Here is a 12,590-nt window from a genome sequence, read left to right as displayed (position 1 = left end):
TCAGGCGCGGATCCGGCTGCTGACCCGTGACAGGTCGGCCGCCCCGATGAGGCCGGCGTTCGGCCCCAGGGCCGCAAGCTTGATCTCCGCTGCGGGCCGGAACCCGCGCCCGGTCAGGTTCCGGGCGAATGCCTTCCGTGCCGGCTCCACCAGCAGGTCGCCGGCGGAGCACAGGCCCCCGCCTATGACAAAGAGGCCAGGATCGAGTGCCGCCGCCAGGTTGGCCAGGCCGAGGCCGAGCCATTCCCCCACTTCCTCGATGAGCTCCCGCGATGCTGTATCGCCCGCCAGCGCGAGCTCAGTCACGATGGCGCCCGTGATGGTGTCGGGTTTCCCGCCCACGGCCGCCAGGAGGTCCTGGGCCATGGGCGAGTTGCTGCGGGCCAGGATCCTTGCCTCGCGCCCGAGGGCATTGCCCGACGCATACTGTTCCCAGCAGCCGCGGTTGCCGCACTCGCAGCGGTGGCCCCCGGGCACGATCACCTGGTGCCCGAACTCGCCGGCCACGCCGAACCGTCCACGCTCGACCCTGCCGTCCATCACCATGGCACCGCCGATGCCGGTCCCGAGGGTGATGCAAACCAGCCGGTCTTCGCCCTGCCCGGCCCCGAACCGCCATTCGGCCCACGCGGCCGCGTCGGCGTCGTTGGCCAGCAGCACGGGCCGCCGCAGGAGCCTCTGCAGGTTGGCGCGCAGCGGTTCGTTGCGCCATGCCAGGTGCGGGCTGAAAAGTACCGTGCCGCCGTCGAGATCCATCCATCCTGCGGCGCCGATCCCCACAGACCGGATCCGTTGGCCCCGGCTCAGCTCCTCCACCAGTTCGACGATGACCCGCTCCACCGCCCGCGGGTCCGTCCCCGGCGTCGAGCGGCGGGCTTCGCTCAGGATCCGGCCGTCAGCGTCCACTACTCCGGCCGCGACCTTGGTGCCGCCGATGTCGATGCCGATGGCAAGGCCGCGCCGGTTGAGGCGCATCTGTCCACGGAAACCGCCCTGGCCGCCGGAGGCCCGGTAGGCAGCGGACCGCCGTGCCCATGGCGCCGGTTTGTTGCGGGAGGCGGCGTGCTCGCCGGAGGATTGTCCGTACATAGTCTCCCATTCTAGGTTTCCTTGTCCTTGCCTGCCGGGAAGCCCCGCCGCGGGAGCCGGCGAGCCATTGACGAGGATGTTACTCACGAGTAGGTTTAGGTGCTGCGCGGCTCCGGCAGCAGCGTACTAGTCTGTAGGCATACCCCCTGAGCGGGAGGTCCGGATATCAAAGGAGCTATAGTGCGCGAATTCAGTGTTCCGCCTCTTGTTGTTGTCCCACCGGAAACTAATATCACCGATCTGGTGCTGCGCCAGGCGGCCAAAGCCAGCAACCCGGCAGTGTTCTCCCGCCTTGACCAGGCCGGTGCCTGGCAGGACATCAGCGCCACTGAATTCCTGGCCGACGTCCGGGCGATCGCCAAGGGACTGATCGCCAGCGGCGTTGGCGCCGGCGACCGCGTAGGCATTATGTCGCGCACGCGTTACGAGTGGTCCCTGGTGGACTTCGCCATCTGGTTTGCCGGTGGTGTGTCCGTCCCCATCTACGAGACCTCCTCCCCCTCACAGGTCGCCTGGAACCTCGGTGATTCCGGTGCGGTCGCCGCCTTCGCGGAGGCCGCGCACCACGAGAACGTCATCCGGCAGGCTGCCACGGCGGAGGGCCTGACCGACCTCCAGCACGTATGGCAGCTCGAGGGACAGGGGCTGGACGCGCTCCGCGCTGCGGGCGGTGCTGTCAGTGACGGGGAGCTTGAGGAGCGGCGGAAGGCCGCCGGGCTGGACGACCTCGCCACCATCATCTACACCTCAGGCACCACGGGCAGGCCCAAGGGCTGCGAGCTGACGCACGGGAACTTCGTCGAGCTTTCGGACAACGCACTGGCCATCATCGGCGAGATCGTCCACGAAAACGCCAAGACCATCATGTTCCTGCCGCTTGCCCACGTGTTTGCCCGGTTCATCTCCGTCCTTGCCATGGCAGCGGGCACCACGGTGGCGCACACGCCGGACATCAAGAACCTGCTGTCCGACCTGCAGAGCTATGAGCCGACCTTTATCCTGGCCGTCCCGCGGGTCTTCGAGAAGGTCTACAACTCGGCCCTGACCAAGGCAGAGGACGGCGGCAAAGGTGCCATCTTCCACAAGGCCGCCGACACCGCCATCGCTTTCTCGAAGGCACGCCAGGCCGGACGGGTCGGACTCGGCCTGAAACTGCGGCATGCGCTGTTCGACAAACTGGTGTACGGCAAGCTCCGCGCGGCCATGGGCGGGCACGTCGCCCACGCGGTGTCCGGAGGCGGCCCCCTGGGCGAGCGGCTGGGCCACTTCTTCCAGGGCATTGGCCTGCAGGTGCTGGAAGGCTACGGCCTGACCGAAACCACTGCGCCCATCTCCGTCAACACCCCATCGCTGATCAAGATCGGTTCGGTGGGCAAGCCCCTGCCGGGCAACGCCGTAAAAATCGCCGACGACGGCGAGATCCTGGCCAAGGGTGTCTGCGTGATGCGCGGGTACTACAAGCGCGACGATCTCTCGGCCGAGACGTTCTCCGACGGCTGGCTCCGCACCGGCGACATCGGCCGGCTGGACGAGGACGGCTTTGTGTGGATTACCGGCCGCAAGAAGGAGATCATCGTCACCGCAGGCGGCAAGAACGTCATCCCGGCGCTCCTCGAAGACCAGATCCGTGCAGATGCGCTGGTCTCGCAGGTCCTGGTGGTCGGTGACAACCGGCCCTTCATCGGCGCCCTGGTCACGCTTGACCAGGAGGCACTTCCGGGCTGGCTGCAGCGGCACGGCCTCCCGGCAGACACGGCCCTCGACGACGCCGCCAACAACCCGGTGGTGAAGGCCGCGGTCCAGGACCTGATCACGGCCGCCAACACCTCGGTCTCCCAGGCCGAGGCCATCAAGTCCTTCCGGATTGTGCCCGCCGAGTTCACCGAAGCGTCCGGCCACCTCACCCCGTCCATGAAGGTGAAGCGGGCGCAGGTGATGAAGGACTTTGAGACCGTCATCGAAGAGATGTACGCGACGCCCCGCTCCTGACTGTTCCGCAGGCAAACACAAGGGTCCTCCCACTGGCGTTCAGTGGGAGGACCCTTTTGTTGTCCTGCTCAGCCAGGTTCCGCCTACTGCTCGACGACGAGCAGCAGGTCACCGCCCTGGACCTGCTCCACCGAGGAGATGGCGAGGCGGGACACCTTGCCGCCCACCGGCGTCGTGATGGATGCCTCCATCTTCATGGCCTCGATGGTGGCGACCGTGTCACCGGCGTTGACGGTGTCGCCCGTCTTGACCGTGACGGTGACCGCACCGGCGAACGGTGCGGCGACGTGGCCGGGCTGCGCCGGGTCCGCCTTCTCGGCGGACTTGACGTTGCTGACCACCGAACGGTCGCGAACCGCAACAGGCCGGGACTGGCCGTTGAGGGTGCACATGACGGTGCGCATGCCCTTCTCGTCGGGTTCGGACACTGCTTCCAGCGAAGCAATGAGCCGGACGCCGCGTTCGAGCTGGATCTCATGCTCCTGTCCGCGCTGGAGCCCGTACAGGTAGTCGCGGGTGTCCAGGACCGAAATGTTGCCGTAGGTTTCGACGCTCTTCAGGTAGTCCTTGGTTGGTCCGTCGAAGAGCAGCCGGTTCAGCGTGTGCTGGCGGGTTTTCGAGTCGGACTTCAGAGCTGCGCTGTCTTCCGGGCTGAGCTCAACGTCGCGGACCTTTACGCTCCTGCCCTGCAGGGCCTTGGTGCGGAAGGGCTCCGGCCAGCCTCCCGGAGGATCACCGAGCTCGCCGGACAGGAAGCCGATGACCGAGTCCGGGATGTCGTAGTTCTGCGGGTTCTGTTCGAAGTCGGCCGGGTCGGCGTTGAGGCCCACCAGGTGCAGGGCGAGGTCGCCCACCACTTTGGACGACGGCGTCACCTTGACCAGGTGCCCGAGGATCCGGTCCGCGGCGGTGTACATGTCCTCAATGGCTTCGAACCGTTCGCCCAGTCCCAGTGCCATGGCCTGCTGGCGGAGGTTGGACAGCTGGCCGCCCGGGATCTCGTGCTTGTAGACGCGGCCGGTAGGTCCGGGCAGGCCGGACTCGAACGGGGCGTAGACGCGGCGGACCGCCTCCCAGTAGGGCTCAAGGGAGCTGACGGCTTCCAGGCTCAGGCCGGTGTCCAGCGGAGTGTGGGCGAGGGCAGCCACCAGGGCCGATGCCGAGACCTGGCTGGTGGTGCCGGCCAACGAGGCGGAGGCGACGTCGACGGCGTCGACACCCGCGTCCACGGCTGCCAGGAGCGTGGCCAGCTGGCCGCCTGCGGTGTCGTGGGTGTGCAGGTGGACCGGCAGGTCGAAACGTTCCCGGAGGGCTGCGACAAGCTTGGCAGCAGCTGCCGGACGCAGCAGCCCCGCCATGTCCTTGATGGCGAGGATGTGCGCACCGGCGTCGACGATCTTCTGTGCGAGCTCAAGGTAGTACTCGAGCGTGTACAGCTTCTCGGCCGGATCCAGCAGGTCGCCGGTGTAGCACAGCGCAACTTCGGCGACGGCGGTGCCGGTTGCCCGGACGGCGCGGATGGCGGGTGCCATTTGGCTGACGTCGTTGAGGGCGTCGAAGATGCGGAAGATGTCGATGCCCGTTGCCGCCGCCTCGTTGACGAACGCTTCGGTGACCTCTTCCGGGTAGGGCGTGTAGCCCACCGTGTTCCGGCCGCGGAGCAGCATCTGGATGCAGACGTTCGGCATGGCCTTGCGCAGTGCGGCCAGCCGGTCCCACGGGTCTTCGCCCAGGAAGCGGAGGGCTACGTCATAGGTGGCACCACCCCATGCTTCGACGGACAGCAGCTCGGGCAGGAGCGCCGTGACGGCAGGGCCGGCTGCGACGAGGTCGCGGGTGCGGACACGCGTGGCCAGGAGCGACTGGTGCGCGTCCCGGAAGGTGGTGTCGGTGACCGCCACGGCGGTCTGCTCGCGAAGTGCCCTGGCGAACCCTTCCGGCCCCAGTTCCAGCAGCTTTTGCCGCGACCCCGGGGCAGCGGTGATGTCCTTGACGGACGGAAGCTTCTCCGCCGGGTTCGAGTGGACGGTCAGCTCGCCGTTCGGCTTGTTGACGGTGACGTCGGCCAGCCAGGTGAGGAGCTTGGTGCCGCGGTCGGCGGAGACCCTGGCCTTGAGCAGCTGGGGCCGCTCGTCGATGAAGTTGGTGGCGACATCGCCTGCCACGAAGTCCGGATCGTCCAGCACCGCCTGGAGGAAGGAGATGTTGGTGGAGACGCCACGGATGCGGAATTCGGCGAGGGCACGGCGCGCCCGTGCAACTGCCGCAGGGTAGTCCCTGCCGCGGCAGGTGAGCTTGACCAGCATGGAGTCGAAGTGCGGGCTGATCTCGGCACCCGAGTAGACGGTGCCGCCGTCGAGCCGTACGCCCGCACCGCCGGCGGAACGGTACCCGGTGATCTTTCCGACGTCGGGGCGGAAACCGTTCGCCGGGTCCTCGGTGGTGATCCGGCTCTGCAGGGCAGCGCCCCGGAGGCGCACCGTTTCCTGTGAAAGTCCGAGGTCCGCGAGCGTTTCGCCGGAGGCGATCCGCATCTGCGCCTGGACCAGGTCGACGTCCGTGACCTCCTCGGTGACGGTATGTTCCACCTGGATGCGCGGGTTCATTTCGATAAAGACGTGCTGGCCGGCGCGTTCACCGGCAGTGTCCACCAGGAATTCCACGGTGCCGGCGTTGACGTAGTTCAGGGCCTTGGCAAACTTCACGGCGTCGCGGTAGAGGGCCTGGCGGATGCCCTCGTCCAGGTTGGGCGCCGGCGCGATCTCGATGACCTTCTGGTGGCGCCGCTGGATGGAGCAGTCACGTTCGAAGAGGTGGATGGTGTTGCCCTCGGCGTCGGCGAGGATCTGCACCTCGATGTGCCGCGGGCGCAGGACCGCCTGCTCCAGGAACATGGTGGGGTCGCCGAACGCGGCGTCAGCCTCGCGCATGGCGGACTTCAGGGCTTCCGGAAGCGCCTCGCGGGTATCCACCCGGCGCATGCCGCGGCCACCGCCGCCGGCGACTGCCTTGGCGAAGATGGGGAAACCGATCTCATCCGCGGCGGCCAGCAGTTCGTCCAGGTCCTTGGACGGCTCGCTGGACTTCAGCACAGGAACACCTGCCTCCCGGGCGGCCTTCAGCGCGGCCACCTTGTTGCCTGCGAGCTCCAGGACCTCGGCCGGCGGACCCACAAACGTGATGCCGGCGTCCTTGGCCGCACGGGCCAGGCCCGGGTTTTCCGACAGGAAGCCGTAGCCCGGGTAGATGGCGTCCGCCCCGGCCTCCTTGGCTACCCGCACGATCTCGTCAACATCCAGGTACGCGCGGACCGGGTGTCCTTCCTCACCGATCAGGTAGGCCTCGTCCGCTTTCTGGCGGTGGATCGAGTTCCTATCCTCGTGTGGGAAGACAGCAACGGTCTTGGCGCCCAGCTCGTAGCCGGCGCGGAAGGCCCTGATCGCGATTTCGCCGCGGTTGGCCACCAGAACTTTGGAAAACATACTTCTCCTGCATCATTGCGGGTGGATCGGTGAGTGGTCACAGTGTCTAGGACCTACAAGGACAAACACAAATCTTTGTGTCGACCATCACAGATTTCCCCGTCATGTCCCGATCGCTTCCAGCCGTGGCGGCGGAAAGCGCCCCGGCCAGCACAGTGGATGCCGGGCCGGCTCCCCTTAAGGCAGGATTCACCGGCGCATCCACATATGATGAGTAGGGCGGCAGGACCGTCCGGCTTCGGCTCTGCCGGAGCAAACATTACTCCCAACACGGCATCCGGCGTTAGGTTTTGGTCTCTCAAGTGCAAGTAGTCAGCATCAGCAGCCTTAAGGGTGGAGTCGGCAAGACTTCCGTCACCACGGGACTGGCATCTGCGGCGCTGGCCGCGGGCGTCCGGACGCTGGTGGTGGACCTCGACCCGCATGCCGACGCCACCACCGCGCTGGGTGTGCAGCCGGGGGACCAGCTGGACATCGGCAGGATGCTCAAGAGCCCGCGCCGCGCCAAACTCGCGGAGAACGTCGTGGGCAGCAGCTGGACTTCGCGCGTCGCTGCCAACGGTTCCGGACCCGCCGTCCTGGACGTCGCCGTCGGCTCCGCCTATACCGGCATCTACGACCGTCCGGACCTCGGCCGCCGCGACCTCCGCCGGCTTTCGGCCGTCCTCGCCGGGGCGGACAACTACGAGCTGGTGCTGGTGGACTGCCCGCCCTCCCTCAACGGACTCACCCGCATGGCCTGGTCCGCCAGCGACAAGGTAGCCCTCGTCGCAGAGCCGGGACTCTTCTCGGTTGCAGGGACGGAACGCACCATGAGGGCCATCCAGCTGTTCAAGCAGGAATTCGCGCCCAACCTGTCCCCTGCCGGCATCGTGGCCAACCGCGTCCGCAGCGGCTCGTCCGAGCACACCTACCGGCTGGCCGAGATGGAGTCCATGTTCGGCGAACTCCTCCTCAGCCCCCGCATCCCGGAACAGGCCAACTGGCAGCAGATCCAGGGCGCCGCCCACCCGGTCCACCACTGGCCCGGCGATTCGGCCAAGTCCGCCGCCGCCCTCTTCGACGACCTGCTCGCCAACCTGATGGCCGTGGGCGCCGGCCTGCGCAGCCGCACCAGGTAGGACTGCGCGGGGCCAGGCACCCGGTCAAGCATTCCCCAACAGCGAGAGGGCCGCCCCATCCGGGACGGCCCTCTCGCTGTTGAAGATTAAGTCAGCTGATCTTTCGCGCGGCGCGCCGCTTGCTCAGCTCGTCGTCCGGGAAGGACTGCTCGGCGGCGTGTTCGCTGGGCAGCGAGGCGAGGCTGCCCTCGACTTCGCGCCAGACACGGCCGACGGCGATGCCGAAGACTCCCTGGCCGCCCTGCACGAGGTCGATGACCTCATCGGCGGAGGTGCACTCGTAGACACTGGCGCCGTCGCTCATCAGGGTGATCTGGGCAAGGTCCTCCACGCCGCGCTCACGCAGGTGCTCCACGGCCGTGCGGATCTGCTGCAGGGAAACACCCGTGTCAAGGAGCCGTTTGACCACTTTGAGGACCAGGATGTCGCGGAAGCCGTAGAGCCGCTGGGAGCCGGAGCCTGCAGCGCCGCGGACGGCAGGTTCCACGAGGCCGGTCCGTGCCCAGTAGTCCAGCTGCCGGTAGGTGATGCCGGCTGCCTTGCAGGCAGTAGGTCCACGGTACCCGGCGTCCTCGTCGAGAACGGGAAGGTCTTCGGTAAACAGGAGGCCCTGGGCACCGCTCGCGGGCACAGCAACACCAGCCGTGGGCTGTTTCAGCCCGCCTGCTTCGCCTTTGGGACTCACCTGGATCCTCCTTGTCATGCGCTCCCGGGGAACACCTGCAGCAGCCTTGGTACGAAGACCATGCATGTAATTATCGCGGGGCGCACTTTCCAGTGTGACTTGCGCGGCTGCCGTAAGCAATGGGAACTCTATACTTCGACGTTAAGGGTGGCCGGTCCCAAGGTCAAAGACCCTGAGGGTTTTGGCAGGCGTGTCGAAAGTTTCAACCTCAACTGCAACCTTAACGTGATCTCAGCCGTCGAAGTCCTCGGGCTCCACGTCGTCAAGGAATTCCCGGAAACGCCGCAGTTCACGTTCCTCGTCCACGGTGGGGCCGGGCTCGGTATCCTCGCCCTCGTCGTGTTCGGTGATCCGGACGCCCGCCTCGTCCATCACGGAATCGGCACACCAAATGCGGCACTTTGCCCGCAGCGCGACGGCGAGGGCATCGGAGGCGCGCGAGCTGACGGTGGTGCCGTTTTCGAACTGGAGCTGCCCGTAGAAGATGTTGTCTTCCACGGCCACAATGTTCACGCTGACCACCGAATGGCCCAGGGACTCCACGACGTCCACCAGGAGGTCGTGCGTCATGGGACGCGGCGGGACCACGCCCTGCTGCGCCAGGGCGATGGCGCTGGCCTCCGGTGTACCGATCCAGATCGGCACGTGGCGTTCGCCGTGCATCTCGCGCAGCAGGACCAGGGGCTGGTTGGAAGGCAGTTCGATCCGAACGCCTACAATCTCGACTTCAATCATCAGATGTCCATGCGTGAGATGTGGTCCTGCACCAGGGCACGGTGCAGGGTGAGGCAGAGGTCGCTGATTTCACGGGCGGCCTCCGCGGCCCGGGCCTGGGACGCGGAGTCCTTCCGGGAGGCAAGGGGCGCCACGGCCCGTTCCACCAGGCCGAACTCGCGTTCGGCGGCAGCCTGGAACGGGCGAAGGTGCCGGGGCTCCAGGCCATGGCTCTCCAGCTGGACGCAGGCGCGGGCCACCTGGAGGGCATGCTCGTCAAAGGTGCCGTTGCTGTGGCTGATCAGCCCGAAGTCCAGCAGCGCCTTGAGCAGCGGAACACTGGCACCCGATTCGGTCCGCAGCTGTTCTTCGGTGAGCTTGCGCCCGCGGTTCTGGAGCTCGGCAGCCAGCTCGTCCGAGACGATGCGCGGGGACACCACGACGCCGGGTGGCAGGTTCTCCGGCCGCTCTCCCCTGTCGATTGCGTCCAGGTAGTCCTTGATGACCTTCAGCGGAAGGTACTGGTCCCGCTGCAGGGCGAGGACGAACCGCAGGCGCTCCACGTCGCCGTCGGAGTACTGCCTGTACCCCGCAGGGGTGCGGCGCGGATTGATGAGCCCCTTCTCCTCCAGGAACCTGATTTTGGACGCGGTCATGCCTGGAAAGTCGGCGCTGAGTTGCGCGAGGACTTCGCCAATGTTGAGGACCTGGGGTCCCCGGCGTTCGGGTTGTGCCATTGCCACAGGCAGCGGTCCCCGGTTCAGCCGCGGCCTGCAGCGCTGGCAGGGCTCAGGTAGAAGGTGAGGCGGAACTTGCCGATCTGCACTTCGCTGCCGGACTTGAGCTCCACGGCATCAACGCGGTCGTGGTTGACGTAGGTCCCGTTGAGGCTGTTCTTGTCCACCACCTCGAAGCTGTGGGCGGTCCGCCGAAATTCGACGTGCCGGCGTGAGACGGTGACGTCGTCCAGGAAGATGTCGGCATCCGGGTGGCGTCCGGCGGTGGTGACGTCGGAGTCGAGCAGGAAGCGGGCACCGGCGTTCGGTCCGCTGTGGGCAACCAGCAGCGCCGATCCGGCCGGCAGCGCCTCCACCGAGTTACGCTCCTCCGAGGAGAGCTTGGGCGCGATGGTGGGTTCATCCCGGACCGGGGTGAGATGGATGGAGGTGGTCTCGGACGCCTTAGCCGCACCCGCGCCGTATTCCCCGTCGGCAGGGTTCTGTGTGTGGCGAGCCATGGATTCCTCCTCTTCCCGCTGCAGCCCCTGGGGCTGCAGCCAACGTTTCCCCTCCGGTCCTGCCCGGCAGGTCCGGCACCGGCTCCCCATCCGGCTCTGACATGCGAAGACGTCGTGCCTGCGACGCGGAGCCGGACCGGATGTACCGGTTAGCTTTAGCCTACCTGTTGTTCGTACTCCGATGCACTGAGCAGCGAGTCGACAGCGTCCGCTTCCGCCAGTTTGACCTCGATCAGCCAGCCGTCGCCGTAGGGATCGGTGTTGATCAGGGCCGAATCGGTGTCCAGGGACTCGTTGCGGGCCACGACTTCACCGGACACGGGGGCGTAGATGTCGCTGACGCTCTTGGTGGACTCAACCTCGCCCACAACTTCGTTCGCCGTAATCTTGGTGCCGACTTCGGGCATCTGGGCGTAGACAACATCCCCAAGCGCGTCCTGGGCGAAATCGGTGATGCCCACGCGTACAACGCCGTCGGCATTGGGAGCGGAAACCCATTCGTGTTCGGCGGTGTAGGACAGGTCTTCGGGAATGTTGCTCATAGGGGGCCTTTCATCTGGTCAAACACCTTGGACTCGGGGCCCGGAAACAGACCGCCGCTGAAAGTATAGGCACATCCGGCAGGGCGTCCACCGGGGTTTCTGACAAGATGGGACCCATGAGCGCGCGCACTGCTGCAGGCCGCACCGGGAACGGCAGGTAAGCCATGCCCGAACTTCCCGAGGTAGCCGGCCTGGCCCGGTTCCTGGACGAGCAACTGCGGGGAACCGTGGTGGCCAAACTGCAGATCGTCTCCTTCGCCGTCCTGAAGACGGCGGACCCGCCGTACAACGCCCTTGAGGGCCGGACCGTGACCGGCGTCCGGCGTTTCGGCAAGTTCATCAGCATCGACACGGACGGCATCTCCCTGGTGTTCCACCTGGCCCGCGCCGGCTGGCTCCGCTTCACCGATTCCCCGGCGGACAGCCAACTGAAGATGGGCAAAGGGCTCATCGCGGTCCGCTGCGCCTTCACCGGCCCCGACGGTCCCAGGGGCTTCGACCTCACGGAGGCGGGCACCAAAAAGAGCCTGGCCGTGTACGTCGTGCATGATCCGCAGGAGGTCCCCGGCATCGCCACGCTGGGCCCGGACCCGTTTACGGACGCGTTCGACGCCGGCATGCTGGCCGAAATCCTGGCCGGGAGTTCGCAGCAGATCAAGGGACTTCTGCGCAGCCAGAGCGTCATCGCCGGAATCGGCAACGCGTACAGCGACGAGATCCTGCACGCGGCGCGCATCTCGCCGTTCGCGACGGCAAAATCACTGGACCGGGAGACGGTGCAGGTCCTGTACGACGCCATCCACAGCGTGCTGGGCGAAGCGCTGGCAGAAGCAGCCGGGAAACCGCCCAAAGACCTCAAGGACGTCAAGCGCAGCCACATGCGTGTCCATGCAAGGACGGGCCTGCCCTGCCCGGTGTGCGGCGACACCGTCCGGGAGGTGTCCTTTGCCGACACGGCCCTGCAGTATTGCCCAACCTGCCAAACGAAGGGAAAGATCCTCGCAGACCGCCGGACGTCGAAGTTCCTGAAGTAGGAAGACTGGCAGCCCCCCCGGCTGCCCCGCGTCGCTGGTGATCCGGATGCGGTTCGGGACCTCTGGCCCTGCCCGGGCATGCCCCTCGGGCGTAGCGTCACGATCAAGGCTCGCATGTCTCGGTCACCACGAAGGGGTAGCAATGCGCCGGTCTCGATCCGCCATCCTTGTAACAGCCGTGGCCCTCGCCCTCGGCGGGAGCCTGGGGCCGCCCGCTTCCGCATCAGCGGCAGTTACGCAACAGAGCCTTCCGGCGTCACTAATGGTCCAGCAGGTTGGCGACGACGCGATCGTCGAACACTACGGGCAACTCGGCGGCAGCGCATCGTTCCTTGGCACGCCAGTCGGCAGCCCGTACGACATCGCCGGGGGCCGCGCCCAGGACTATACCGGCGGGACGATCTACTTCAGCACCGCCACCGGCGCCCACGAAGTGCACGGCGCAATCCGCGGACACTACCTCCAACTCGGCGGACCCGCAGGCTTCCTCGGCTTCCCACTCACCGACGAAACCTCAACACCAGGCGCAGCAGGCCGATACAACAACTTCACCGGCGGCGCGATCTACTTCAGCACCGCCACCGGACCCCACGAAGTACACGGCGCAATCCGCGGACACTACCTCCAACTCGGCGGACCCGCAGGCTTCCTCGGCTTCCCACTCACCGACGAAACCTCAACACCAGGCGCAGCAGGC

11 protein-coding genes are annotated in these 12,590 nt (G+C 66.8%); 4 read left to right on the top strand and 7 right to left on the bottom strand.

Going from position 1 to position 12,590, the window contains the following annotated elements; all coding sequences use genetic code 11:
* On the bottom strand, positions 1 to 1,089 hold the full coding sequence (locus ACYQ1Z_RS17005) for an ROK family glucokinase (protein WP_459793723.1): 1,089 nt from the start codon (positions 1,087 to 1,089) through the stop codon (positions 1 to 3).
* Between the two features lie 180 nt (positions 1,090 to 1,269).
* Between ACYQ1Z_RS17005 and ACYQ1Z_RS17000 the strand changes: the two genes are divergently transcribed.
* Positions 1,270 to 3,078 (top strand): AMP-dependent synthetase/ligase, encoded by a 1,809-nt coding sequence (locus tag ACYQ1Z_RS17000; protein WP_459793722.1) that lies wholly within the window; start codon positions 1,270 to 1,272, stop codon positions 3,076 to 3,078.
* 83 nt (positions 3,079 to 3,161) lie between these two features.
* Here ACYQ1Z_RS17000 and ACYQ1Z_RS16995 read toward each other — a convergent pair whose 3' ends face one another.
* Entirely contained in the window at positions 3,162 to 6,560 is a 3,399-nt protein-coding gene (locus ACYQ1Z_RS16995; protein WP_459793721.1) for a pyruvate carboxylase, read from the bottom strand.
* A gap of 302 nt (positions 6,561 to 6,862) precedes the next feature.
* Between ACYQ1Z_RS16995 and ACYQ1Z_RS16990 the strand changes: the two genes are divergently transcribed.
* Positions 6,863 to 7,681 carry a ParA family protein gene (locus tag ACYQ1Z_RS16990; protein ID WP_459793720.1) on the top strand — a complete coding sequence of 273 codons (819 nt, stop codon included), beginning with the start codon at positions 6,863 to 6,865 and terminating at the stop codon, positions 7,679 to 7,681.
* 91 nt (positions 7,682 to 7,772) lie between these two features.
* Here the strand turns inward: ACYQ1Z_RS16990 and ACYQ1Z_RS16985 are convergent, their stop codons facing one another.
* The 5 genes from ACYQ1Z_RS16985 to gcvH form a co-directional block, all read right to left on the bottom strand.
* Positions 7,773 to 8,366: a MerR family transcriptional regulator gene (locus ACYQ1Z_RS16985; RefSeq protein ID WP_009358601.1), complete on the bottom strand. Its 594-nt coding sequence runs from the start codon at positions 8,364 to 8,366 to the stop codon at positions 7,773 to 7,775.
* 231 nt (positions 8,367 to 8,597) lie between these two features.
* Complete coding sequence (locus tag ACYQ1Z_RS16980) at positions 8,598 to 9,101, bottom strand: bifunctional nuclease family protein (protein WP_138135016.1); 504 nt, start codon at positions 9,099 to 9,101, stop codon at positions 8,598 to 8,600.
* Positions 9,101 to 9,817: a transcriptional regulator FtsR gene (gene ftsR / locus ACYQ1Z_RS16975; RefSeq protein ID WP_459793719.1), complete on the bottom strand. Its 717-nt coding sequence runs from the start codon at positions 9,815 to 9,817 to the stop codon at positions 9,101 to 9,103. The genes ACYQ1Z_RS16980 and ftsR overlap by 1 nt, the downstream gene beginning before the upstream one ends.
* A gap of 23 nt (positions 9,818 to 9,840) precedes the next feature.
* Positions 9,841 to 10,317: an FHA domain-containing protein gene (locus ACYQ1Z_RS16970; protein WP_459793718.1), complete on the bottom strand. Its 477-nt coding sequence runs from the start codon at positions 10,315 to 10,317 to the stop codon at positions 9,841 to 9,843.
* A gap of 155 nt (positions 10,318 to 10,472) precedes the next feature.
* Positions 10,473 to 10,859 (bottom strand): glycine cleavage system protein GcvH, encoded by a 387-nt coding sequence (gene gcvH, locus ACYQ1Z_RS16965; protein WP_459793717.1) that lies wholly within the window; start codon positions 10,857 to 10,859, stop codon positions 10,473 to 10,475.
* A gap of 164 nt (positions 10,860 to 11,023) precedes the next feature.
* Here gcvH and ACYQ1Z_RS16960 point away from each other — a divergent pair, with 164 nt between their 5' ends.
* Positions 11,024 to 11,893 (top strand): Fpg/Nei family DNA glycosylase, encoded by an 870-nt coding sequence (locus tag ACYQ1Z_RS16960; RefSeq protein ID WP_459793716.1) that lies wholly within the window; start codon positions 11,024 to 11,026, stop codon positions 11,891 to 11,893.
* Positions 11,894 to 12,155: 262 nt separating this feature from the next.
* A partial coding sequence (locus tag ACYQ1Z_RS16955) for an LGFP repeat-containing protein (protein ID WP_459793715.1) occupies positions 12,156 to 12,590 on the top strand: 435 nt, incomplete at its 3' end.

It is taken from the genome of Arthrobacter sp. AD-310 (assembly GCF_054656615.1).
This window is presented reverse-complemented; position numbering and strand designations above follow the sequence as displayed.